Annotated in this window: 24 protein-coding genes and 1 tRNA gene; 19 read left to right on the top strand and 6 right to left on the bottom strand. The window is 63.6% G+C overall.

What is annotated here, in order from left to right:
- The first annotated feature begins 20 nt into the window (after positions 1-20).
- From FJ964_RS09395 to FJ964_RS09430, 8 genes are all read left to right on the top strand, one after another.
- Entirely contained in the window at positions 21-1,898 is a 1,878-nt protein-coding gene (locus tag FJ964_RS09395) for an extracellular solute-binding protein (protein ID WP_140550127.1), read from the top strand.
- A complete protein-coding gene (locus FJ964_RS09400; protein WP_140550128.1) occupies positions 1,898-3,766 on the top strand; it encodes an extracellular solute-binding protein in 1,869 nt (622 codons plus the stop codon). Before FJ964_RS09395 ends, FJ964_RS09400 begins: the two co-directional genes overlap by 1 nt.
- Positions 3,767-3,796: 30 nt before the next feature.
- Positions 3,797-4,891, top strand: a complete 1,095-nt coding sequence (locus FJ964_RS09405) for a microcin C ABC transporter permease YejB (RefSeq protein ID WP_140550129.1) — start codon at positions 3,797-3,799, stop codon at positions 4,889-4,891.
- Positions 4,891-6,036: an ABC transporter permease gene (locus tag FJ964_RS09410; protein WP_140550130.1), complete on the top strand. Its 1,146-nt coding sequence runs from the start codon at positions 4,891-4,893 to the stop codon at positions 6,034-6,036. Before FJ964_RS09405 ends, FJ964_RS09410 begins: the two co-directional genes overlap by 1 nt.
- Before the next feature lie 144 nt (positions 6,037-6,180).
- Positions 6,181-6,414 carry a hypothetical protein gene (locus FJ964_RS09415; RefSeq protein ID WP_140550131.1) on the top strand — a complete coding sequence of 78 codons (234 nt, stop codon included), beginning with the start codon at positions 6,181-6,183 and terminating at the stop codon, positions 6,412-6,414.
- Positions 6,414-6,914 carry a PIN domain-containing protein gene (locus tag FJ964_RS09420; RefSeq protein ID WP_140550132.1) on the top strand — a complete coding sequence of 167 codons (501 nt, stop codon included), beginning with the start codon at positions 6,414-6,416 and terminating at the stop codon, positions 6,912-6,914. Before FJ964_RS09415 ends, FJ964_RS09420 begins: the two co-directional genes overlap by 1 nt.
- Positions 6,911-8,539 carry an ABC transporter ATP-binding protein gene (locus FJ964_RS09425; protein ID WP_140550133.1) on the top strand — a complete coding sequence of 543 codons (1,629 nt, stop codon included), beginning with the start codon at positions 6,911-6,913 and terminating at the stop codon, positions 8,537-8,539. The genes FJ964_RS09420 and FJ964_RS09425 overlap by 4 nt, the downstream gene beginning before the upstream one ends.
- An 86-nt stretch (positions 8,540-8,625) precedes the next feature.
- A complete protein-coding gene (locus FJ964_RS09430; protein ID WP_140550134.1) occupies positions 8,626-9,567 on the top strand; it encodes a glyoxylate/hydroxypyruvate reductase A in 942 nt (313 codons plus the stop codon).
- 72 nt (positions 9,568-9,639) lie between these two features.
- On the opposite strand, the gene FJ964_RS09435 is transcribed toward FJ964_RS09430, so the two are convergent.
- Together FJ964_RS09435 and FJ964_RS09440 are read right to left on the bottom strand one after the other, a co-directional pair.
- Positions 9,640-9,999 carry a hypothetical protein gene (locus tag FJ964_RS09435; RefSeq protein WP_140550135.1) on the bottom strand — a complete coding sequence of 120 codons (360 nt, stop codon included), beginning with the start codon at positions 9,997-9,999 and terminating at the stop codon, positions 9,640-9,642.
- An 81-nt stretch (positions 10,000-10,080) separates the two neighbouring features.
- Positions 10,081-10,998 (bottom strand): methyltransferase domain-containing protein, encoded by a 918-nt coding sequence (locus FJ964_RS09440; protein WP_140550136.1) that lies wholly within the window; start codon positions 10,996-10,998, stop codon positions 10,081-10,083.
- Between the two features lie 106 nt (positions 10,999-11,104).
- On the opposite strand from FJ964_RS09440, the gene FJ964_RS09445 reads away from it, so the two are divergent.
- Together FJ964_RS09445 and FJ964_RS09455 are read left to right on the top strand one after the other, a co-directional pair.
- Positions 11,105-12,115 (top strand): ligase-associated DNA damage response exonuclease, encoded by a 1,011-nt coding sequence (locus tag FJ964_RS09445; RefSeq protein WP_140550137.1) that lies wholly within the window; start codon positions 11,105-11,107, stop codon positions 12,113-12,115.
- Between the two features lie 238 nt (positions 12,116-12,353).
- On the top strand, positions 12,354-13,955 hold the full coding sequence (locus tag FJ964_RS09455) for a cisplatin damage response ATP-dependent DNA ligase (protein WP_140550138.1): 1,602 nt from the start codon (positions 12,354-12,356) through the stop codon (positions 13,953-13,955).
- A 24-nt stretch (positions 13,956-13,979) separates the two neighbouring features.
- Here FJ964_RS09455 and FJ964_RS09460 read toward each other — a convergent pair whose 3' ends face one another.
- The gene (locus tag FJ964_RS09460) at positions 13,980-15,131 is read right to left on the bottom strand and encodes a hypothetical protein (protein ID WP_140550139.1); all 1,152 of its coding nucleotides are present in this window, start codon (positions 15,129-15,131) and stop codon (positions 13,980-13,982) included.
- A gap of 364 nt (positions 15,132-15,495) precedes the next feature.
- Here FJ964_RS09460 and FJ964_RS09465 point away from each other — a divergent pair.
- Positions 15,496-15,571: transfer RNA gene (locus FJ964_RS09465), tRNA-Thr, on the top strand.
- Between the two features lie 20 nt (positions 15,572-15,591).
- On the opposite strand, the gene FJ964_RS09470 is transcribed toward FJ964_RS09465, so the two are convergent.
- The 3 genes from FJ964_RS09470 to FJ964_RS09480 form a co-directional block, all read right to left on the bottom strand.
- Complete coding sequence (locus FJ964_RS09470; RefSeq protein ID WP_140550140.1) at positions 15,592-16,290, bottom strand: hypothetical protein; 699 nt, start codon at positions 16,288-16,290, stop codon at positions 15,592-15,594.
- A complete protein-coding gene (locus FJ964_RS09475) occupies positions 16,287-17,033 on the bottom strand; it encodes a hypothetical protein (protein WP_140550141.1) in 747 nt (248 codons plus the stop codon). The genes FJ964_RS09470 and FJ964_RS09475 overlap by 4 nt, the downstream gene beginning before the upstream one ends.
- A gap of 241 nt (positions 17,034-17,274) precedes the next feature.
- Positions 17,275-18,096: a membrane-anchored protein gene (locus FJ964_RS09480; RefSeq protein WP_224713274.1), complete on the bottom strand. Its 822-nt coding sequence runs from the start codon at positions 18,094-18,096 to the stop codon at positions 17,275-17,277.
- Positions 18,097-18,629: 533 nt separating this feature from the next.
- On the opposite strand from FJ964_RS09480, the gene FJ964_RS09485 reads away from it, so the two are divergent.
- The 8 genes from FJ964_RS09485 (at position 18,630) to FJ964_RS09520 (ending at position 24,288) form a co-directional block, all read left to right on the top strand.
- Complete coding sequence (locus tag FJ964_RS09485; protein WP_140550142.1) at positions 18,630-18,818, top strand: DUF2158 domain-containing protein; 189 nt, start codon at positions 18,630-18,632, stop codon at positions 18,816-18,818.
- Between the two features lie 177 nt (positions 18,819-18,995).
- The gene (locus FJ964_RS09490; RefSeq protein ID WP_140550143.1) at positions 18,996-19,439 is read left to right on the top strand and encodes an acid-shock protein; all 444 of its coding nucleotides are present in this window, start codon (positions 18,996-18,998) and stop codon (positions 19,437-19,439) included.
- A gap of 44 nt (positions 19,440-19,483) precedes the next feature.
- Positions 19,484-20,026 (top strand): RNA polymerase sigma factor, encoded by a 543-nt coding sequence (locus tag FJ964_RS09495; RefSeq protein ID WP_140550144.1) that lies wholly within the window; start codon positions 19,484-19,486, stop codon positions 20,024-20,026.
- 131 nt (positions 20,027-20,157) lie between these two features.
- On the top strand, positions 20,158-20,610 hold the full coding sequence (locus FJ964_RS09500) for a hypothetical protein (RefSeq protein ID WP_140550145.1): 453 nt from the start codon (positions 20,158-20,160) through the stop codon (positions 20,608-20,610).
- Positions 20,607-21,056, top strand: a complete 450-nt coding sequence (locus tag FJ964_RS09505; RefSeq protein WP_140550146.1) for a periplasmic heavy metal sensor — start codon at positions 20,607-20,609, stop codon at positions 21,054-21,056. Before FJ964_RS09500 ends, FJ964_RS09505 begins: the two co-directional genes overlap by 4 nt.
- A gap of 106 nt (positions 21,057-21,162) precedes the next feature.
- A complete protein-coding gene (locus tag FJ964_RS09510; protein ID WP_140550147.1) occupies positions 21,163-21,456 on the top strand; it encodes a hypothetical protein in 294 nt (97 codons plus the stop codon).
- Positions 21,457-21,584: 128 nt separating this feature from the next.
- Positions 21,585-23,021, top strand: coding sequence for a DUF1800 family protein (locus FJ964_RS09515; RefSeq protein ID WP_140550148.1), 1,437 nt, complete (start codon positions 21,585-21,587; stop codon positions 23,019-23,021).
- 28 nt (positions 23,022-23,049) lie between these two features.
- Positions 23,050-24,288, top strand: a complete 1,239-nt coding sequence (locus FJ964_RS09520) for a DUF1501 domain-containing protein (protein WP_140550149.1) — start codon at positions 23,050-23,052, stop codon at positions 24,286-24,288.
- The last annotated feature ends 4 nt before the right edge of the window (positions 24,289-24,292 follow it).

Genomic DNA, 24,292 nt, shown 5'->3' on the forward strand with positions numbered 1-24,292 from the left:
CATTGCGAAGAGGACAGTGGATGACGCTTGGCCGAGTGCTTCTCAAATCGTTGCTGGCGGCCGCCCTGCTGGCCGCGGGGTTGCAGGCGGCCCTGGCCGATGAATGGCGCACCACATCATCGCTGATCGGCCAATCCAAATACGGCGACAATTTCCAGCACTACGACTACGTGAACCCCAACGCGCCCAAAGGCGGCACGCTGAATTCGGTGGTGCTGGGCACGTTCGACAGCTTCAATCCCTATATCGTGCAGGGTTCGCCGGCCGCCGGCCTGGTCGGCTTCGGCGGTGGCCTGCTCTACGACACGCTGATGGAGCAGGCGACCGACGAGGGAAGTGTCAGCCATCCGCTGATCGCCGACGCCTACAAATACCCGGCCGACTTTTCCTCGGCGACCTATCGGCTCGATCCGCGCGCGAAATGGCATGACGGCCAGCCGATCACCGTCGACGACGTGATCTGGTCATTCCAGGTGCTGAAGGCGAACAGCCCGATGTACAGCCGCTATTTCGAGAACGTCACGGATGCCGTGGCCGTCTCGGACCGTGAAGTCGAGTTTCATTTCAGCCAGAAGGGCAATCGCGAGCTGCCTAAAATCCTGGGTGATCTCGCCGTGCTGCCGAAACACTGGTGGGAAGGCACCGATGCCAACGGCAAGAAGCGCGACGTCACCAGGCCGACGCTGGAGCCGCCGCTCGGCTCCGCCGCCTACAAGATCGCCAGCTTCAAGCCGGGCTCGGAAATCGTCTGGCAGCGCGTGCCGGACTATTGGGGCGCCAAGCTGCCGGTGAAGATCGGCCGCGAGAATTTCGACAGGCAGCGTTTCACCTACATCCTTGATGACAACGCCGCCTGGCAGGCCTTCACCAAGGGCGGACTTGACGACATCAAACCGGAAAACAGTTCGAAGCGCTGGAAGACATTCTATGATTTCCCGGCGGTCAAGGCCGGCGATGTCATCAAGCAGGAATTCAAGACCACCTCGCCAGAGCCGATGCAGGCTTTCATGCTCAACCAGAGGCGCCCGCTGTTCCAGGACCGCCTGGTGCGGGCCGCGCTGACCTATCCTTTCGACTTCGAGACGATGAACCGCACGCTGTTCTACGGCTTCAACACCCGCACCAGCAGCTATTTCCAGGGAACTGAACTGGCCTCCAGCGGCTTGCCGCAAGGCAAGGAACTGGAAATCCTGGAACAGTATCGCGACAAGCTGCCGCCCGAACTGTTCACACAGGAATTCAAGCTGCCGGTCTACGATTCGCCGCAGGCCGAGCGGAAATACCTGAAGCAAGCCGTTGATCTGTTCGCCAAGGCGGGATGGGTGATCAAGGGCGGCAAGATGGTCAATGCCAAGAGCGGCGAGCCGTTCAAGTTCGAGATTCTCGGCTGGAACGACACCGACCAGGTCATCTCCAGCCCCTATATCGCCAATCTGCGCAAGATCGGCGTCGACGCCACGTTGCGCATCATCGACCAGACCCAATATGTCAACCGGGTCAACAATTTCGACTACGATGTCATTATCGGGCAACTCGGCCAGTCGGAATCGCCGGGGAATGAGCAGCGCGACTTCTGGAGTTCCAAGGCCGCCGACCGTCCGGGGTCGCGCAACTACTCCGGCATCAAGAACCCGGTCGTCGATGCCCTGGTCGACCGCATCATCTTCGCCACCGACCGCGAGGATCTGGTTGCCGCCACCCATGCACTCGACCGCGTGCTGCTGTGGAATTACTACGTCGTGCCGCAGTACTATCGCGCCGTGGTCTGGCTGGCTTACTGGAACAAATTCGGCATTCCCGCCAAACAGCCGAGCTATATTGGCGCCGACCAGAATTCCTGGTGGATCGATCCGGAGAAGGAAAAGGCGCTGGCGGCCAAGTACAAGGGCAACAATTGATGGCGCTGCTGCCGCGTCGCGATTTCCTGGCCCTGGGCGGTGCCGCCGCAGCCACCGCCCTGTTGCCCGCAAAAGCCTTTGCCGACATTGCGACCGGCACAAAACTGCACGGCCTGTCCGCCTTCGGCGACCTCAAATACAAACCGGATTTCGCACATTTCGACTACGTCAATCCGGACGCCCCCAAGGGCGGCCAGATGAATTTCGCGCCGCCGAACGCCACGTTCAACCAGAGCTTCCTGACCTTCAACACATTGAATTCCCTGGTGTTGAAAGGAGATGCGCCGCCGCGCACCGAACTCTGTTTCGATTCACTGATGGCAAGCGCGCTCGATGAGCCGGATGCGGTCTACGGCCTGCTTGCAGAGTCCGTCACCTTGTCGCAGGACCGCAACGGCTTCCGCTTCGCGCTTCGACCGCAAGCGCGTTTCCACGACGGCTCGCCGCTGACCGCCGAGGACGTCGTCTTCGCGTTGAAACTTTACAAAGAGCAAGGGCATCCGAACCTTTCCCAGGCGTTGCGGTATATGACCGACGCGGTCGCCGAGGATCCGCTCACCCTCAATCTTACCTTCAACGGCGGACAGTCCGCGCAAAACATCCTCAGGATCGTGGCAATGCCGATCGTGTCCAAGGCCTTTTATGCGGTCAATGATTTCAATGCCTCGACGATGACGCCGCCGCTCGGCTCGGGACCGTACAAAATCGGGCGAGTGGCCGCGGGACAGACAGTCGAATATGAGCGCGTGGCCGACTATTGGGGCCGCGACCTCCCGGTAAACCGCGGCCAGTACAATTTCGACCGTATCCGCATCGACTTCTATCTCGACCGGCAGGCGGCGTTCGAAGCCTTCAAGAAGGGCGACACGCATTTTCGTGAGGAATTTACCGCACGTGTCTGGGCGACCGGTTACGATTTTCCCGCGCTCAAGGACGGCAAGGTCGTCAAGCGGGAGTTTCCCGGCGAGAAGTCGCCGGACATGCAGGCCGTCGCGCTGAACCAGCGTCGTGCGCAATTCCGCGACGAGCGGGTGCGACGGGCGATCGCCAGATGCTTCGATTTCGAATGGATGAAGCGAGCCCTGTTCTACGGCTCCTATGAGCGCTCCCAATCGAACTTCGAACGGTCACAGTACAAGGCCGAAGGCCTGCCTTCGCCCGCGGAACTGGCCCTGCTGGAGCCGTTTCGAGCCGAGTTGCCGCCGGAGGCGTTTGGCGAGCCGGTGATGCAGCGTGCGTCCGACGGTTCGGGCCATGACCGCAAGCTGCTGGGCGAGGCTTCGAGGCTGCTTGCCGAAGCCGGCTGGAAGCGAGCGGGCAATTTCGTCGTCAACGACAAGGGCGAGCGACTGCGGGTGGAGATGCTGGCGCAAGAGGATGGCATCGTCCGCATCTTTACCCCATGGTCGGAGAATATGAAGGCGATCGGGATCGACGCTTCGATCCGACAGGTCGATTCGGCGCAATATGAACAGCGGCAGAACGATTTCGACTTTGATCTTACCCTGCTGCATTGGTCGATCGGGGCGACGCCGACTGACGACAGCCTGGAGATGCTCTATGATTCTCGAATGGCGAAAATCCCAGGGCAGCGCAACTACCCCGGGACGGAAAGCAAGGCCATAGACGCTTTGATCGTGGCAGCCGGCAAGGCGCGAAGCCGGACAGAACTCGTCACCGCGCTCAGAGCCCTCGACCGGGTCTTGCGCGCGCGGCTGGACTGGATTCCAACATACTATCTGGCGAATCACCGCGTCGCCTATTGGGACATGTTCGGCTTCGTCGAGCAAAAGCCCGATTTCGGCTTTCCGGTCGAGACGCTGTGGTGGTTTGATAAGGGCAAGGCGGCAAGAATTGGCAAAGGCTGAGATATCGCTCCGCAGAGGGCAGGAAGCCTGATGGGCGCCTACATCCTGCGCCGCATCCTTTTGATGATCCCGACCCTGTTCGGCATCATGGCGATCTCGTTCGCCGTCATCCAGTTTGCGCCCGGCGGCCCGGTCGAGCAGGTGATCGCCAAGCTGACGAACCAGGGCGGCAGCGACCGTCTGGGCGGTGGCGGCGGCGATGCGGGCGGCGGCAATTTCGATGCGGCCGGCGACGTCGGCTCAAAATATCGCGGCGCACAGGGGCTCGATCCGGAATTCATCAAGAAGCTGGAGAAGCAGTTCGGCTTCGACAAGCCGCCGCTGGAGCGCTTCGGCCTGATGCTGTGGAATTATATCAGGTTCGATTTCGGCGACAGCTATTTCCGCGACATCTCGGTGCTCAATCTGATCCTGGAAAAGATGCCGGTGTCGATCTCGATCGGGCTGTGGATCACGCTTCTGTCCTACCTGATCTCGATCCCGCTCGGCATCCGCAAGGCGGTGAAGGACGGTTCCCCCTTCGATATCTGGACCAGCGGCGTCGTCATCGTCGGCTATGCCATTCCGGGCTTCCTGTTCGGCATCATGCTGATGGTGCTGTTTGCCGGCGGCTCGTTCTGGGACTGGTTCCCGCTGCGCGGCATCGTCTCGGACAATTGGGACCAGTTGTCGTGGCCGGCCAAGATCGCGGACTATCTCTGGCACATGACCTTGCCGCTGACGGCGCTGGTGCTGTCGGCCTTCGCCACGACGACGCTGCTGACCAAGAATTCCTTCCTGGAGGAAATCCGCAAGCAATATGTGGTGACCGCCCGCGCCAAAGGCCTCTCGGAACGACAGGTGCTCTATGGCCATGTCTTCCGCAACGCCATGCTGATCGTCATCGCCGGTTTTCCCGGCGCCTTCATCTCGGCCTTCTTCACCGGTTCGCTGCTGATCGAAAACATCTTCTCGCTCGATGGGCTCGGTCTGCTCGGCTTCCGGTCGGTGGTCGAACGCGACTATCCCGTGGTGTTCGCCAACCTCTACATCTTCTCGCTTCTCGGCCTGTTCGTCGGATTGCTGTCGGACCTCATCTACACCTGGGTCGATCCGCGCATCGATTTCGAGCGGAGAGACGTTTGATGTCGGAGGCAAGCGTTACCGCCGGGGTCGTGCCGGAGCGGATGCCGCGGCCGTTTCTGTCGCCACTCAACAAGCGCCGCCTGGAGAACTTCAAGGCCAACCGGCGCGGCTACTGGTCGCTGTGGATCTTCCTTGTCCTGTTCGTGCTGTCGCTGTTCGCCGAATTCATCGCCAATGACAAGCCGATCATCGCCTCCTACAAGGGCGAGATCCTGTTTCCGGTGCTGGTCGCCTATCCCGAAGAGAAGTTCGGCGGCTTCTATGCCGTCACCGACTATCGCGACCCGGTCATCCAGGACGAGATCAACGCCAATGGATGGATGATCTGGCCGCCGATCCGCTATTCCTACCAGACCGTCAACAATGCCATTCCCGAAGCAGCCCCGGCCAAGCCGTCCTGGCAGTATGACGCCAACACGCGTTGCAACCAGTACCCGCAAGGGGCTGCCGATCCGGCCTGCAGCGTCGGTAACTGGAACTGGCTGGGCACCGACGACCAGGCGCGCGACGTGCTGGCGCGGGTCATCTACGGCTTCCGCATCTCGGTGCTGTTCGGACTGATCCTGACCGCCGGCTCGGCTTTGATCGGCGTCGCGGCTGGAGCCCTGCAGGGCTATTTCGGCGGCTGGACGGACCTGCTGTTCCAGCGCTTCATCGAGATCTGGTCGGCTATTCCCGTGCTCTATCTCCTGCTCATCGTCGCCGCCATACTGCCGCCGGGCTTCTTCATCCTGCTCGGGCTGATGCTGCTGTTCTCCTGGGTGGCGCTGGTCGGCGTGGTGCGGGCCGAATTCCTGCGCGCGCGCAATTTCGAGTACGTCAACGCGGCGCGCGCGCTCGGCGTGCGCAACCGCACCATCATGTTCCGGCACCTGTTGCCCAATGCCATGGTGGCGACACTGACCTTTCTGCCGTTCCTGCTCTCAGGCTCGATCTCGACGCTGACCTCGCTCGACTATCTGGGTTTCGGCCTGCCGCCGGGCTCGGCCTCGCTTGGCGAATTGCTCAAGCAGGCGCAGCGCAATCTCAACGCGCCGTGGCTCGGCATCTCCGGTTTCGTCGTCATCTCGCTGATGCTGTCGCTGCTGGTCTTCGTCGGCGAGGCGACACGCGACGCCTTCGATCCGCGCAAGACGTTCCGATGACAACGATGCGGACCGGCATTCAGCATGATATATTCCCAGTGTGGCAGCTTGAGCCAAATGAGCGTGCGCATCAATTGTCGAAACGACTGATGGCCGCGGTCAGTCACGGCAGTTCCTCATCGTGCCCCACGGAAGGACAGAATCGTGAATAAGGTCATCCTTGAGCATTACCCCGCATCCAAACTCCCGGATGAACTGCGAGAGGGCATAGCTTTGAGTGCCTCGGTCAAGGTGACGGTAGAAGAGGAAGCCAAGCGGCCTCTCGGCCACAAACAATTGCTTGAACTTATGCGGAATGCGCAGGCCAACGCGTCGGGAACAAGTCTCGAAGAGGCTGTTGCGCGTGTTCGTGCCCTCCGCGATGAGTGGGAGGATTGATGGCCGCCTTCCGGCTTTATGTCGATACGAACATTTTCATCTACGCTTTCGAAAACAACGATGCTCTGGCAAAAAAACTGCTTCAGCTCATTTCACTGAACGAGGGCAGAAAGCAGCCTTTCCTCGCGACAAGCGAACTCGTGCTGGCAGAGTTGATGGTTGACCCTCTGAAAAAGAACAATGAGCCGCTTGTTGAGCTCTATGACAATATCTCGATTGGTAATACGTTTGTCTCTGTTGGAACGGTAACTCGCGAGGTTCTCTGGCACGCGGCACAGCTTCGCTCGCAATTCATTTCTCTCAGGCTACCGGATGCTATTCACCTTTCGACGGCGATGCATTTCGGATGCACACAATTTCTGACTGCCGACGTCAGGCTGAAGGATTCCTATTCTGTCACGCCAAGTCGGCTTGTCCCTCCGCAACTGACAGCGCAAATTTCGGTCATACGACCGGAGATTTCTGCCCTTGATAAAGTCATAGCGGAAATTGACACATGACTGCTTCTTTGCTCTCCGTTGGCGACCTCAGCGTCGCTTTTGCGCAAGGTGGACAGCAGTCGCTGGCCGTCGATCACATCTCCTTCGACATCGCCAAGGGCGAGACGGTGGCGCTGGTCGGCGAATCCGGCTCCGGCAAATCGGTCTCGGCGCTGTCGGTGCTGAAGCTCTTGCCCTATCCCAGCGCCAGCCACCCCTCGGGCAGAATCCTGTTCCAGGGCGCCGACCTGCTCGCCATGAACGAGAAGCAATTGCGGCAGGTGCGCGGCAACAAGATCACCATGATCTTCCAGGAGCCGATGACCTCGCTGAATCCGCTGCACACGATCGAGCAGCAGATCGTCGAGATCCTGAAACTGCATCAGGGCATGGCGGACCGCGCGGCCAAGGCGCGCACGCTGGCACTGCTCAACGAGGTCGGCATTCGCGAGCCGCAGAAGCGGCTCGACGCCTATCCGCACCAGCTCTCCGGCGGCCAGCGCCAGCGCGTCATGATCGCCATGGCGCTGGCCAACGAGCCGGAACTCCTGATCGCCGACGAGCCGACGACGGCGCTCGATGTCACCGTGCAGGCGCAGATCCTCGAGCTGCTGGCCGGCTTGAAAAGCCGCAAGGGCATGTCGATGCTGTTCATCACCCATGATCTCGGCATCGTGCGCAAGATCGCCGACCGGGTGTGCGTGATGACCAAGGGCAAGATCGTCGAGATGGGGCCTACCAAGGACATCTTCGCCAATCCGCAGCACGCCTATACGCGCCATCTCCTGGCGGCCGAGCCCAAGGGCAAGCCACCCGCAGCCAACAGCGCCGCGGCACCCGTGATGACCGGCAAGGACATCAAAGTCTGGTTTCCGATCAAGCAGGGGTTCTTCCGGCGCACCGTCGACCATGTGAAGGCGGTCGACGGCATCGATGTCACCGTGCGGGCCGGCCAGACGCTGGGCGTGGTTGGAGAGTCCGGGTCGGGCAAGACCACGCTCGGCCTGGCGCTGGCGCGGATGATCTCGTCAAGCGGAACCATCCAGTTCAACGGGCGCGACATCAACCAGCTCTCGTTCAACGCCATGCGCCCGCTCAGGCGCGAATTGCAGATAGTCTTCCAGGATCCTTTCGGCTCGCTGAGCCCCCGCATGTCCATCGCCGAGATCATCGAAGAAGGCTTGAAGATCCACGAGCCGAAGCTGTCGCTCGACGAGCGCGACGACAAGGTGGTCGACGTGCTGAAGGAAGTCGGGCTCGATCCGGCCACGCGCAACCGCTATCCGCACGAATTCTCCGGCGGCCAGCGCCAGCGCGTCGCCATTGCACGCGCCATGGTGCTCAACCCGCGTTTCGTCATGCTGGACGAGCCGACCTCGGCGCTCGACATGAGCGTGCAGGCGCAGGTGGTCGACCTCCTGCGCAGCCTGCAGGCCAAGCATGACCTGGCCTATCTCTTCATCAGCCACGACCTCAAGGTCATCCGGGCCCTGGCCAACGATGTCATCGTCATGCGCAATGGCCAGATCGTCGAAGCCGGTCCTTCCGAACAGATTTTTGAAAAGCCGCAAACCGACTATACTCGGGCGCTGATTTCGGCCGCCTTCAAGATAGAAACCGCCCCGACGGGGGTCGTCAGCGAGTGACTTCTCCCTTCGCAATTCCGGACGGAAGGCCGCCGCGCGCCTTTCCCGCAATTGCTCCAAACCGAACAACAGGACAAAATCCATAAATGGAAAAAGGCAAAATCCTGCTTGCCGTCACCGGCTTTCACCCGCAGCGCTGGCGTGAACTGCTGTCCGCAGAGCGCGAGGTGGTGCTCGAGCCGGACGGCGCCAGCGATCCTTCCATCACCTATGCGGTGGTGTGGAAGCAGCGGCCGAACCTGTTGGGGTCGCTGCCCAATCTGCGCGCCATCTTCTCGATCGGCGCCGGCGTCGACCACATCTTCTCCGATCCCAGCCTGCCGGACGTGCCGATCGTCAAGGTCGTCGCCGGCAATTTGGCCCAGCACATGACCGAATATGTCGTCTGGCGGGTGCTCGATCATCACCGCCAGGGCCTGCTCTACCGGTCGCAGCAGCCGAAGAAGATATGGCGCGAGCCGGCGCAGCGCACCGCTGAAGACATCTCTGTCGGCATCATGGGGCTCGGCAGTCTCGGCCGCGCGGCGGCGTCGGCGCTATTGTCGCTCGGCTTCGCAGTCAATGGCTGGTCGCGCACCGACCGGCCGATGGAAGGTGTCGCGACCTATTGGGGCGAGGCCGGGCTGATCCCGTTCCTCAATGCCACAGACATACTGGTCGTGCTGCTGCCGCTGACGGCGGATACCAAGGGTATCGTCAATTACGGCGTGCTGAAGGAATTGCGCAAGCGCAACGGTCTTGGCGGCTCGGTGCTGATCAATGCCGGTCGCGGCCGCCTGCAGAAGGACGCCGACATCCTGCGCGCGCTCGACGACGGCACGCTGAAGGAAGCGAGCCTCGACGTGTTCGAGGTCGAACCGCTGCCGAAGACCAGCCCGCTCTGGGCCCATCCGAAAGTATTCGTGACGCCGCATGCCGCGGCCACGTCCGATCCCGTCCACCTGGCGCCGATCATGCTGCGCCAGATGGACGCCTTCGAGCGGGGCGAAAAGCTGGAGAACCTGGTGGACCGCAAAGCGGGATATTAAGGAACCTCGACTCGGCTCACGCTTCCTCCCGTCCGGCGGGGACGTGGAGGTGAGCGTCTCGCAGAGGCCAGCTTAGCCGGGCAGAGCGAGCTTCTTCTGCTTGTCCGGCTTACCGCAATCGCGGCGCTCGATCGACCGGTTCATGGCGTCGATCTCGCCGCTTGCCTTGTCGGCATCGCGCTTGGCCTTGGAGCGCATGTCCGGGATGAACGGGCCAAAACCCATCGCCGGATTGGAGAAGGTCGGCTTGGCCTGCTGTGAAAGGTTGTGTTGCTGCGCCAGGGCGTTGCGTTGCGCCAGCAACTGCCCGCAAGGCACGCTGTCATACTGCAATGAGGACTGGACGTTTTCGTCCTGGCGCTCGGACATGGAGTTGCCGACACAGCCGGCCATAACGAGGCAAGATGCCAAGGCCATCATGTTCCAGCGCATGGAAATCCCTCCGTACGGCACCGCCCCGGCATAATCCGACACGCGATTGGGGCTTTTTCGCAGCAGAGGCACCCGGAAGCCTCAGACCGCGTGGCCTTTCCCGGCCACCACGGCCAGACCTTCGACCGGCTGGCTGCGATCGAGCCGGATGGTCGTGCTTTCCAGCGACAGGATCGAAAACCCGTTGGCGGCCAGCACCCGCCGCACATAGTCTTGCGAATGGGCGTAGCGCCGTGACGGCAGCAGCGCGAAGCCGTCGTGGTCAGCCAGCATTTCCACAGAGAACGCAAACAGGCCGTCGTCGGCAAGCATGCCGGCGACCGTCTCCACCAAGCCGTCGAGCGCGCCAACATAGATGAAGACGTCAGCGGCGGCCACCAGATCGGCTTTGTCGCCTTGATAGGAAAGGCGCTGCAGATCGGCCTTGGCCAAGGCGTCGTAGATGCCTTTTGCCCGCGCCTTGCTCAGCATGTTGGCGGAAATGTCGAACCCTTCGAGCCGGTCGACAATCGGCCGCAGCCGTTGCCCCAGCAGTCCGGTGCCGCAACCAAGATCGAGCGCCAGGCGGAACCGGCCGGGCCTTGCCCTGCGGATGGCCGCATCGAGGAACTCGGGCAGCCGGTAGCCGAGCCTATCGACCAGCGCCTGGTCGAAGGTCTGGGCATAGTGATCGAACAACGCCTCGACGAAGGCACTGGGCGGCGCCGTGGCGATCGGGGCCTTGCCGATCAGTTGCAACCGGAGCGTCGCGCCCTGACGATCTTCCGGATCGAGCCTGAGCGCCATCGCCCAGGCCTGCGCCGCAAGATCCGCCCTGCCGGCGGTCTCCTCCATCTCGCCCAGGCGAAACCAGCCCATTGCCCATTGCGGGACCAATTCCAGCGCGCCGAGCAGCAGTTCGGCCGCGGCGGCGTGATCGCCGGAGGCGTGCAGCATTTCGGCATAGTCGGCACGGCGGTCGACATTGAGGTCGCCCGACGAGATCTGAAGCGGTTTCATGATGGCCGTCCCGCCGGCGACTGCTGCCCGGCGGCTGGCTGTAGGACGAGTCAGCAGTCTCTTGCAACAGGCTTCCCGCGCCCGAATTAGCCACTATCTTGGAACAATGCGCGCCAGCGACCTGCTCCACCCCCGGCCCGAGGGCCTTTACTGCCCGCCGGGCGACTTCTTCATCGACCCGGTGCGGCCGGTCAACCGGGCGCTGATCACGCACGGCCATTCCGACCACGCCCGCTCCGGCCACGGCTCGGTGCTGGCGACGCAGCAGACGCTGGACATTATGGGGCTTCGCTATGGCGAGGGCTTCGCAGGCACGACACAGGCGGCAGGGCTGGGCGAGCGAATTGCCTTCAACGGCGTCGACATCAGTTTTCATCCGGCCGGCCATGTGCTGGGCTCGGCGCAGATCGCGGTCGAGCATCAGGGTATACGCATCGTCGCCTCCGGCGACTACAAGCGGCAGCAGGACGCAACATGCCTGCCGTTCGAACCGATCGCATGCGACGTGTTCATCACCGAAGCGACCTTCGGCCTGCCGGTGTTTCGCCACCCGCCAGACGGGGAGGAGATCGCCCGGCTCCTGAAATCGGCGGCGCAGTTCCCCGAACGCTCGCATCTCATCGGCGCCTACGCGCTGGGCAAGGCGCAACGGGTGATGCGGCTGTTGCGCGACGCCGGCTACGACAGGCCGATATATATCCACGGCGCGCTGGCCAAGCTCAGCGACTATTACCAGAGCCAGGGCATCGATCTCGGCATGCTGGAGCCGGCGACGGTGGAGAGCGCCAGCAAGGATGATTTCACCGGCGCCATCGTCGTCGGCCCGCCGGCCGCCTTCGCCGATCGCTGGGCGCGGCGCTTTCCCGATCCGATCTCCTGCTTCGCCTCGGGCTGGATGCGCATCCGCCAGCGCGCCAAGCAGGGTGGCGTCGAGCTGCCGCTGATCATTTCGGATCATGCCGACTGGGACGAACTGACCGCCACGATCAGGGAAACCGGGGCAGAGGAAATCTGGGTGACACACGGCCGCGAGGAGGCGCTGGTGCGCTGGTGCGAACTTGAAGGCATCGCGGCGCGGCCACTGCATCTGGTGGGGTATGAGGACGAGGGTGATTGATGATGGAGTGCTCGCCAACCGTCACAGCCGAGCTCTACGGCGCCCCCCTCTGGCCTGCCGGACACCCCCCCCTCAAGGGGGGAGATTGGCAGCTTCATTGGCTCCGCTCTTTGTGCAGCATCAGCGATTGGCGAAAGCAGATACGATATCCGATCTCCCCCCTTGAGGGGGAGATGGCGGGCAGGCCAGAGGGGGGCGCCTCGCGCCGGGTTTCGCTACTGGCGAGTTGCACCTCGCCATGAATCGCTTCGCCGAACTGCTCGACCGCCTTGTGCTGACGCCGTCGCGCAACGGCAAGCTGACGCTGCTGATCGATTATTTCCGCAGCGTCGAGGATCCTGATCGCGGGCTGGCGCTGGCTGCCATCACCGGCGATCTCAACATCGCCGCGATCAAGCCGGCGATGCTGCGCACCCTGGTGACCGAACGCATGGACCCGGTGCTGTTCGGCTATTCCTACGACTATGTCGGCGATCTCGCCGAGACGGTGTCGCTGGTCTGGCCGCAGATGCCCGGAGCCATACCGAACCGTGAGCCGACGCTCGGCCAGGTGGTCGCGAAGCTGCAGGCGGCGAGCCGCTCCGACGGCCCGAAAGTGCTGTCAAACCTGCTCGACAGTGCCGGCATCTCGGCCCGCTTCGCCATCATCAAGCTGGTCACCGGCGGGTTACGCATCGGCGTGTCGGCGCGGCTGGCCAAGCAGGCACTGGCGGATTTCGGCAAGGTCGACGTCGCCGAGATCGAGGAACTCTGGCACGGGCTGTCACCGCCGTACACAGCCTTGTTCGCGTGGCTGGAAGGCAGGGCCGCAAAGCCCGAGAGGGCGGCGCGGGCACTGTTCCGGCCGGTGATGCTGTCCAATCCGGTCGGTGACGGCGATCTCGACAGGCTCGACCCCGCCGACTATGCGGCCGAGTGGAAATGGGACGGCATCCGCGTCCAGGCGGTGTCGGAAGGCGGCATCCGCCGGCTCTATTCGCGCACCGGCGACGACGTCTCCGGCGCCTTTCCCGACCTCGCCGAGGCGATGGTTTTCTCGGCCACGCTCGACGGGGAATTGCTGGTCGGCGATCCCCGGGAAGCGACAGGGACGTTCTCGGATCTCCAGCAGCGGTTGAACCGCAAGACGGTGTCACTGAAGATGCAGCAGCAATACCCGGCTTTCATGCGTTGCTACGACCTTTTGCAGGTCGGCGCGGAGGATTTGCGGGGGTTGCCCTTCCGGGAGCGGCGCGGCCGCCTCGAAAGCTTCGTGAAAACGCTCGATCCGAGCCGCTTCGATCTTTCGCCATTCGTCGCGTTCTCGGACTGGCAGGCGCTGGAGGACCTGCGCCGGGCGCCGCCGCACCCGATCATCGAAGGCGTGATGCTGAAGCGCTGGGATTCGCCCTATGTCGCCGGCCGGCCGAAGGGCCCGTGGTTCAAATGGAAACGCGACCCGCACACGGTGGACGCCGTGCTCATGTACGCCCAGCGCGGCCACGGCAAGCGCTCGAGCTTCTACTCCGACTATACGTTCGGCGTCTGGTCCGGGGCGGAAGGCGAGGAGGAACTGGTGCCGGTCGGCAAGGCCTATTTCGGCTTCACCGACGAGGAACTGAGGCAGATCGACAAATATGTCCGCGACAACACGATCGAGCGTTTCGGGCCTGTGCGCTCGGTGCGCGCCGACCGCGACAACGGGCTGGTGCTGGAAGTCGCCTTCGAAGGGCTCAACCGTTCGACGCGCCACAAATCCGGCGTCGCCATGCGTTTCCCCCGCATCTCGCGGCTGCGCTGGGACAAGCCCGCCAACGAGGCCGACCGCATCGAGACGCTGCAGGCGCTGCTCGATCGTTGATCGCGCCCTCTCCGGTGCCGGCGCTCAAGGCTCGATGGAGACGCGGATCTCGTAGATGTTCACCGCCTTGCCCTGCTTGTCGAAATCGGAGTTGATGGCGATCGTTCCGGCCGAGCCGGGCCGCTTGTCGGGGAATTTCACGTCGAACAGATATTCGTTGCGCTGCTGGCCGACCGCATAGCGTTTGCGGCCGCAATCACCGAGCTCGCCGAAATTGCAGTCGATGGAGATCTGTGTGTCCTTGCCATCCTCGGCGCGGGCGACGATATCGAACACGGCATGCTTGCCGGCGAGCTTCTCCAGCACGCCTTGCCCCACATCGAAGCTGATCGCCGAACCGGAAGCGCCGGACTGGATGCGCAGGAATGGCCCTGAATCGTCCTTCATCGCTTCCGCCTTGGCATCCGACGGGGCGCTGACATGCGCCGGGTCGGTGGGCGAAAACACGTTGATCCAGTTGCGCGCCTGATCGGCAGCGCCAGGCTTTTCCGGCCCGGTCTCGCCATCCGCCGGCGTGAAATCGTCGTCCTCGACGGTCGGTGGCGCTTCGGGCGGCGCGGTGTCGAGCTGGGCCTGGGTCTTGAACACGCCGGTCTGCATGGCGAAAAACAGGCCGATACCGACCGCGGCGAGCAGCGTCACGGTGAGGAAGATGGCGGTCAGTGGCAGGCGCCGGCCCCTGATGCGCCTCTCGTCGCGATCGGGCGCCACTTCAGCCGTGGCTTCGGACGAAGCAGGAGCCGACATATCGATGGACGGCACGCCGGGAAGGGTCGCATCGGGCATGATGTCTGGAACGACCGGCAAGACGCGCGAGCGCGGCGCATCGGCGGCCGGCTGTGCAGGCTCGTCGAGGGAAACTGCGGGCGGTGCCGCGCCCTCGCCGGTTACGGCGGGTGCGACCGGGCTCGCCGGAAGCTCGACCGCCGGTGCGTCCGACTCAGCCTGGGGAGCGGCATCCGGCACCGCCGGCAGGAATTCGGATTCGATTTCGGTGATCTTGGCCTGTATCGCCTTACGGCGCTTGATGGCGAGTTCCACCGTCACGCCGGGATTGGCCTGGAGCGCACGGTCGAGCGCGGCGAAAGCCGAGCGATAGACCTTCTCGCGGTACGCGCGGTCCTCGGCATTGCCTCGTTCGAGGGCATTCCGGATCGCTTTTTCGATTGCGTCCAAGCGAGATCCCTCTGTGCGTTGCCCAAACCTCGCCATGATCGTTAGCCGCAGCCGACCAATCAATCAACGGGCGAGCGTCCGCATTCTGCCTCGTTGGAGTGTCCAAAGTCCATCTTGGCGGTATTCCGGCAACGAAATCAACATGCTTCATTGATCTTTGCCGGCACGGAGGCACGGGGCCAGGCGCCATGTCCCGGCCGATGGGTAAAGGGCGTGGCAGCCGGCTTTGTCGGCGATGTGTCGGGGCGGAACGACGCGCAACACGAATTGCCGGGCCGCATCCTGAATTCGCGATCGCCCATCTTGAATTCGCCGTCGGTTGAGTCTATCACCCAGCCCATCTTGGAGGCCTAACGCTTCCCGGGCCGCTTTAGCTCAGTTGGTAGAGCACATCATTCGTAATGATGGGGTCGCGTGTTCGAGTCACGCAAGCGGCACCACTTCCCGTCCGCTGCCGTTGTCACGGCATATGTCCCTGCCACAAGGGCAATCCACTTTCCGCAGCGAAGTCTTTGTCCTCCGCGTAGATCGGTTCGCCTCTTCTCACCACCCGTCGAAGCAGATCCGCATCTTCGTTGGCGTGATATCGAAAGGCATTTCGGGTGTCGTATCCATGCCCGGCCTGGGACAGGGAAAACCCGCTGACCACCACAGGGGCGAAACCGGCGAAACGCGCCAGTATGATCGCGAAGGCTCCGGTGGAGATTTTCCGGTGCCAGCCGCGGAACATATGATACTTGCCGCTAAGCTGCCAGACGACGTTGGCAAGCTGCCATTTGGTAAGCGCCTGCAAGGTTTCATAACGATAGTTGAAGGTGCGACAACCGGCTTTCAGCTTGTCCTCGACATCAGGCCAAACCGGGATGATCAGGTGCTTTGCCTGCCGTCCGTTTAACAAATCACGCTTGTAGAAATCCTGCTCGCTGGCATCGACGAAAATGCCGCGGCGGATCACGGCGATATCGGGAACGGGGAGGCCGACGGTTTCCGCCAAAAGCTGGGAAGCATTGACGGTCACAAGTGCCCAATCGGCATCATATCCCTGCGGGAGGCGAAAATTCGGCGCCGACCCCATCACCAAAGCGGGCCCCGTGGCCCTGGGCAGGCGAAGAATTGGCTTTGAGAAGGCTGGCAGGCGATCCGAAAGCGGAGTTTTCATCCGGGAATCTGAACCGCCTGTTCCTCAAACGCGCGCAGGATGCTCTCTTCCCGGCTCCACAATTCGTCCCATTGCGTGGTCCCGGACCAGCCCGCGAACCAAGGGCCGCCGAGCGTGTAGTGCGCCAGCGAGACATCGGCGGGATCGAGTTCGGAAGCCGAAGCCCCGACGAGGTAGTTCCATGCCAGGGGCAACTCGCCGATCTCGTGGTCCTCAAGCCATTTGAAGGCGTGGAGGTCACGTCCGGGCCACGTATTAAGCATCTCCTTGGTCAACCGCTTGTTGGCGGGATGATCCAGATTCCATAAAACGACAGACGACCAGTTTTTGCGGCGATAGAACGTCTGCGTTTGTCCGTCCATCTTGACCGCTTCGGATTCGCGTTGCTGGTGCTTGACCGCCATGATCGCATAGGAAGGATCGAGTAGATCGAGCAGCTTGACCGGATCTTTCAGGAACAGGACGTCGCAATCGCAGAACATGGCCCAGCCGCTCTGCCTCATGAACGGAACGGCAAAGCGCGATATGGCGAACTCGGTCGCCATCGGTGCCTCGGAAATCGGGCACCAGAGCTTACCGTCACGTACTTCCATCGGTCGCGTCATGATTCCTTGGGCTACAAGGTCCTTGAGCACGAGCGGCTGTATCTGCAACGGGGTGCTTGTCCGCCGGTAGGCGCTCCATCGCGCCACGTCTAGAACTCGGGATTCGCGCGGATCATAGCCAATGTAGATTGGTATCATGTGGCAGTTCTACAATCTGATGTGAATTTACACGAATCTAGCATGGCAGCACTGCACGCGGAAGACCAGAAGCACATTCGCCAATGCCGTGCGTCTGCAGCGTTTCATCTCGGAGGTGTCGATGGTGTTTTGCGCGACAAGAGCCAAGCAATCGGCATCGCGCCTCTTCACGACGGAGCTGTCCATCAGATCGTCGCACTCACATTTGAGACAACCCACCAGCAAGCCACATCGACCGTTGTCATTGGACCTCACATCTCTTGGCCTGGCCCGTCCAGAGTGGCAGACCGAGTGAGTCCGCCACATGCGGATCGCTCGTATAAAGGGGGAAACCGAGCGCCAACAGCGCCAGCAGGGTGGCACGGTCGGAACCGACGTGCATCCGGTCGATGTTCAGTTTGTTGTACACATGGCCGTGCGAACCCGGGTCAATACCCGTGATGATCACGGCCGGCGCGCCGTTATGCAAGGCGTAAAGGACCGCTGTGATCCCGGTCGAGAACTTCTCCTCCAGATGCATCTCGAAATTGGGCACACCCATCACTGCTTCGTAGAGCGCCATGCGCTGGTGACGGGTCATCGTACGCAGGTCGCGGCAGCGGTAGTTGAAGGCCGCGATGTTGCAGCGCAATTCCTCCATCGTGCGGTGTGCGCGCACAATCCAGAGCAGATCGGTTTCCTGGCCGGTCAAGACGGCGCGCACGGCCAAAGCGTTGGGCTTGGTCGCGTCAAGCTGGTTGACGTAAAGAAATGTTGCGTCAGGGGTCCCCATCCCCCAGCGGGCCGTGACGGTCTGCGAGCCATTCACGGTAAAGAGTGTGAAAGCATCGCGCTGAAAACCCACCGGCGGGTTTGAGACCGGCGCGGAACCTACGACGAGGACCGGCTTTGTAAGCGGCACAGGGTGCCGTGGCGCCTGGGGGTGCAGCAGGCGATATAACAGTTTCCGCTTAACCACGAGAAGCGGGTGATCGAACAAGCGCTTGCGCAGCGGCTTCTGTGCATCGGGATTCGCTGCGCTATGCTCTGCAATCTCCAGAGCGATCCCCTTGGCCTTCGCCAAAACTGTCCTCCTCTTAATGCTTCCCGGGCATGTACTCGCCTGCCAGCCCTCGTTTATCGGCGGCCTGATCGTTGGGACATGCAGCAACCATGACGCGACGAATCATTTGCTCCGGCGTTCTGATGGGAACCCCTCGCTTTTCCCCAAGCGCTTCAAGTCTCTTTCAGTCAATGTCGCAACTCTACTGTATTCGGAATCAGGATGCATACGGGTTGCTTTTGTTTGTTGCTTCTGATCACGGCGCAATAAGATCCCGTTCGAAACTCACAGTGCCGGATCCGCAGCATCGCAGAAGCGATTGCCGCGCTCAATACTCGGCAGATGCCAATCTCGGCCAGCCGAACGGAAATTTCAACATCCAATTTCGACAACCAACGGCAAGACACATTGCTGCATATGCCGCCGGGTCTACAACCCGACCGGGCCCCAAAACGCCGCCTGGTACTGTGGATCGCGATGCTGGCCGAACGCATCCGCCATTGTCGAGACCGAGGTTTGATGTGAAACTCCCGGCGTCAGCATGGGAGGCTAAAATGCCCAACAGTTTCAAGACCGGAGACGTCGTCAAGCTGAAGTCCGGAGGCCCGAAGATGACGATAAGCGACGGTGCCGCCTCCGGCACATATATGTGCCATTGGTTCAATCGCGAGGGCGATGTGTGGACCCCGCAGCATGCCGGCTTCAAGCCGGACCAGTTGGTGATGGCGGACCAATCGACATAATTCCTGCCCTTCGGCTGAAGGGTTCGAATATGGCGCAAGCAGCGCCCGATCGGGCGCATTGTTGCGGCATTCGCCCGCCGGCACAAAAGTCACCGACGGATTTTTCCCGCCGCTGCGTTTAACGGGAGAAGCGTCGCCACGGCACAACGTGGCAGCGCGCCAACCGGAGACGCCAGCATGATACGCCGTTCGATCCTTGCCGCTGCCTTGAGCCTGCTGACCGCCACGGCGTTCGCCCAGACGGCGACACAGCCTCCGGCCGCGACGCCACCTTCTGCACCGCCCCCCGCTGCCGCGCCAGCCACGTCAAAGACCAGGCCCGACATCACGCTGGCCAAGTTCCAGAAGCGGCGCGAGAAGGCGATCATGGCCGCCGACACGGATGGCGACGGCAAGATCAGCCTGCAGGAATGGGAGGCCTTCCAGGCAAAGCGCGGCACCAAGGGCGACCCGACACAGTCCTTCGCGGGCGCGGACTCGAACCATGACGGCTTCATCGACCGCGCCGAACTCGATGCCCTCTTCGCCAAGCGCTTTGCCAGGCTGGACAAGAACGGCGACGGCGTTCTGAGCGTCGACGAAATGCCAGGCCACAAAACCGCTCCCAAGGCGGAGCAATGAACGGGGGTAATGGCACGCGATGACCATCAGGAGTGCGCCAGCCGATGAGCGCGGATCCGGACGAGGAGCTGGTTCGCCGTGTCGGCGCCGGCGATCCGGCGGCCGTGCAAACGCTCGTCGCGCGCAAACTGCCGCGTATCCTGGCGCTTGCCGTGCGCATGCTGGGCGACGCGACGGAGGCCGAAGATGTCGCGCAGGAGACTTTCGTCCGAATCTGGCGCCATGCCTCGAGCTGGCGGCGCGGCAATGCCCGCTTCGACAGCTGGATCCACCGGGTGACGCTGAACCTTTGCTACGACCGGCTGCGCCGCCGCCGCGAATGGGTGACAGACGATTTGCCGGAGGTGACAGACCCGGCGCCGCTTCCGGATGCCCAGCCGCGGGAAGACACGCAGCGCGTCGAACTGGCCTTGCAAGCCATCGCGCCGCGCCAGCGCGAAGCCATCATCCTGGTCTACTATCAGGGCATGTCGAACATCGAGGCGGCCACGACCCTGGAGATCAGCGTCGATGCCCTGGAGAGCCTGCTTTCGCGCGGCCGCAGGGCGCTGCAGGCGATCCTGGCCAGGGACGGTGTCCATGAATGAGAACCGCGCCGGCATGAAGGCGCAGCGTTCGCGCCTTGCCGACACCGCCTGGCGGCCGGCTCCGATAATCGCCCCGCCGTGCGGGCACACGATGCCAGCAGGCAAGGGGCCAACAGGCAAGGGAAAGACCGATGTCTGACCGATCCAGGGACGCACCGACGATGGATGCCGAACGCTTTGCCGCGCTGGCGGCAGCCTATGGCGGCGATTTGCGGCGATGGCCACAGGCCGAACGCGCGGCGGGCAGCACCCTTGCCGCAAGCGTCACGGGCGCGGCCATTCTGAGGGACGCCGGCAAGCTCGACGCCCTGCTCGACAGCTATCGCGTCGAAGCGCCCGGCAAGGCGCTGCACGGCGGCATGCTGAGGGCTGCCGACGGTCATCTTGCCCAACGCTGGCGCCAGCGTCTGTGGTGGCAGGGGCTCGGACTTGCCGGCATCGGCCTGGCCGGCGCGGTTGCCGGATCGGCTTTGGTGATCGTCGCCACTCCCCAGGTTCAGCCCGATCAGTATGTGCTGGACGCCAATGCGACGGCGTTCGGCGATGCCGGTCCCGACGGCGACACGATCGAGGAAAACCTATGAGCACGGGCCGCAAGCTCCTCATCGCGTCCGTGGCGCTCAACGTCTTCCTCGCCGGCGCCCTTGCCGGCGGGGCCGTCTGGCTGAGAAGCGGCAAGGCGGGCCAGGGCTATTCGCTGGAAGCGGCTGGAGGCCGGCTTCCGGACCAGGAACGCAGGATATTCCGCAAGGCGCTGCGTGAGGTCCGGCGCGAATCCCGCCAGGTCATTCTCGACGGCCAGCAGGCCAGGCGCGAGGCTGCCGACCTGCTGCGTCAGCCCGCCCTCGACACCGCAGCCCTGACAGCCGCGCTCGAGCGGGCCCGCAACGCCGATGTCACCATGCGCGCGCGGCTGGAACAGCGCATCGTCGAGTTCGCCGCGGCGGGTTCCGCCGAGGATCGCGGCGTGCTGGCGGAGGGGCTGACAAGACGCGCGGGGCCGCCGCCGGCGGCAAAAAAATCGCCATAAGCACCGACGGAATGCGCCGAAGCCGCCGTTTAAGGCAAGAAGGGCACACCTGCCGGACCGCATGGTACGAACAGGTTTTCAGCTTCGAGACCATTGGAGTATCGTCATGAACCGTCTGACACAATACGCGACCGCCGCCGCGCTTGCCTTGACCGGAACGGCCGCGACCGTTGCGGCGGCATCCGCCATGCCAATGATGGCCCAGCCAAGCGCCCCGGCGCTGATCGAGCATGTGGCGTGGGGTTGCGGGCCCGGCTGGCATCCCAATCGCTGGGGGCGCTGCGTGCCCAATCGGGTGGTGGTGTATCCGCGTTATTACCGGCCCGGCCCGGTATTCCACGTCTGGCATCCCCATCGTGTCTGGCACCCACATCGGGTCTGGCACCGCTGGCACCACTGATAAGTGTAGGCGGGCCGGACGCGCTTCACCGACCGGCCCGCTCAACCGCAGCAGCCGATCCGACCTGAGCGCATCGCGCCGAAAGCGGGGTTCATGCGCCGCGCTGGGCCTGAAGAAGGAGAGCTGACGTGGCTATCCCGGCCAAAGCCTCCATCCCGCCAGATGCCGCCCTGGTCGCGTTCAACCGCTTCGGGCTTGGGGCGCGGCCGGGCGATCGAGACAGGCTGCTCGGCGATCCGCGCGGCTATCTCAAGGTGGAACTCAGACGGCACGACATCGCCCTGATTTCGCTCGACGATCCGGTCTATGCGGATCTCAAGGGCAGCACGTTCGCCATCCAGGCGAGCATGGCGGAAAATCTCCAGCGCAAGCTGGACCGGGAGCGGATGGCGGCGGTGGATGGCGCCTCGGCAGCACCGCCCGCGGTTCCGGCCAAATCCGCCATGCCGCGCAGCGAGGGCACGCTGTTCCGGGCCGAAGCGCAGGCACGCTTCGACAAGGCCTTGCGGGCCGAGGCCGGTTTCATCGAACGCCTGGTCTATTTCTGGTCGAACCATTTCTGCGTCTCGGCGGCGAAGGGCGCCATCGTGCGGGCCAGCGCCGGCGCATTCGAGCGCGAAGCCATCCGCCCTTTCGTGCTTGGCCGCTTCGCCGACATGCTTCTGGCGGTGGAGCGTCACCCGGCGATGCTGTTCTATCTCGACAACCAGCAATCGGTCGGCCCGGATTCGCGTGCCGGCAGGAACCGCAAGCGTGGCCTCAACGAGAACCTCGCTCGCGAAATCCTCGAACTGCACACGCTCGGCGTCGGCGGCGGCTACACCCAGGCGGACGTCACCAGCTTCGCGCGCATCCTTACCGGCTGGACCATGGCCGGGCGGGAAGGACGGCTGGGCGAACCCGGCAATTTCGTCTTCAACGCCAATGCGCATGAGCCCGGCGATGCGATGCTGCTCGGCAAGACCTATCCGGCCGGCGGCATGGGCCAGGCCGAGGCCGCGCTCAACGATATCGCCCGGCATCCGGCGACGGCGCAGCATATCGCAGCCAAGCTCGCCCGCCATTTCATATCGGACGATCCCCCGCAGGCTGCGGTCGCCCGCCTCGCCACGGTCTTCGCCAAGCGCGACGGCGATCTGCGGGCGCTGGCCTCGGCCCTCATCGACATGCCGGAGGCCTGGTCGACGCCACTGGCCAAGATGCGCTCGCCGTTCGATTACGTCGTCGCCGTCAGAAGGGCGGCCGGCCCAGGCCCGGCGAGCGATCCCGGCCAATCGCTTGGCTGGCTCGCCGCGCTGGGCGAGCCGCTGTGGCAGCCGCCGGGGCCGAACGGCTTTCCCGACCGGGCGGACAGTTGGGCATCGGCAGCGGGCATGAAGACCCGGCTCGACATCGCCTGGCAGGCGGCCCGCCAGATCAAGGAGATCGGCAACCCCAACGACATGGTCGACGCGATCATCGGCCCCTCCGCCTCGCCGGATACGCGGCACGCGGTCGCCCACGCCGAGTCCAAGCAGCAAGGGCTGGCGCTGCTGCTGATGGCGCCCGAATTTCAGCGAAGATAGGGAAAATGATCCCGGCGGAGACAATGCCATGACCCTGCTGTGCGAAGTGCCTCACCCTTCCCGTCGCGCCATGCTGAAGGCAGGCGGCGCCCTGTTTGCCTGGGCCTATCTGCCCCGCTTTGCCCGTGCCGCCGGCAATCGCGACCCGCGCCTCATCGTCATCGTCCTGCGCGGCGCGCTGGACGGGCTTTCGACGGTCGGGCCGGTCGGTGATCCCGATTATGCCGGGCTGCACGGCGACATCGCGCTGTCGCTCGCCGGTCCGCACGCGGCGCTGCCGCTCGACGGCTTCTTCGCGCTCAACCCGGCCATGCCGGTGTTCGCGCGGCTGTTCGGGAACAAGCAGGCGGCGGTCGTGCACGCGGCCGCGACCGGCTATCGCGACCGTTCGCATTTCGACGGTCAGGATGTGCTGGAAAGCGGCTATGCCGGCCCCGGCCATGTCGCCACCGGCTGGCTCAACCGGGCGCTGGCGAGCCTGCCGCCGGGCGAGCGCGTGGCAACGCTCGGCGGGCTTGCCGTCGGGCCGTTGACGCCGCTTGTGATGCGCGGGGCGGCGCCCGTGCTCGGCTGGGCGCCGCAATCCCTGCCTCCGCCCGGCGACGGCCTCGCCGCACGGGTGCTCGATCTCTATCGGCATCGCGACCCGGTCCTGGCGGTGGCTCTGCAAAAGGGGCTCGATGCCGAGCGCATGGCGCTCGAGGGACAGATGGGCGCCAAGGCGATGAAGCCACATGCCGGCTTCGGCAGCGCGGCCGGCATGCGGCAGGCGGCAAAGGGCGCGGCCAGGCTGATGAACGCCGACGACGGGCCTCGCGTCGCAGCACTTGCCTTCGACGGCTGGGACACGCATGTCAACGAAGGCGGCGCGACGGGCCGGCTCGCCTCCCTGCTCCGCGGCCTCGACGGCGCCTTCGAGGAATTCGAGACAGGCCTCGGCGAGCGCTGGAAGGACACGGCGATCGTCGCGGTCACCGAGTTCGGCCGCACCGCCCGCATCAACGGCACCATCGGCACCGATCACGGCACCGGCACGGTGGTGCTGCTCGCCGGCGGCGCGATCAAGGGCGGCCGCGTCATAGCCGACTGGCCGGGCCTGAAGCCCGCCCAGCTCTACGAACAGCGCGATCTGGCGCCGACCAGCGATGTCAGGGCGGTGCTGAAAGGCCTGCTCGCCGACCAATTCGGGCTTTCGGCGGCGGTGCTCGGCGACAAGGTGTTCCCGGGGTCCGCGGCGGTGAAGCCGATGCGCGATCTGGTCGTCTGAATTC

It is taken from the genome of Mesorhizobium sp. B2-3-2, from assembly GCF_006442295.1.
Lineage (GTDB): Bacteria > Pseudomonadota > Alphaproteobacteria > Rhizobiales > Rhizobiaceae > Mesorhizobium.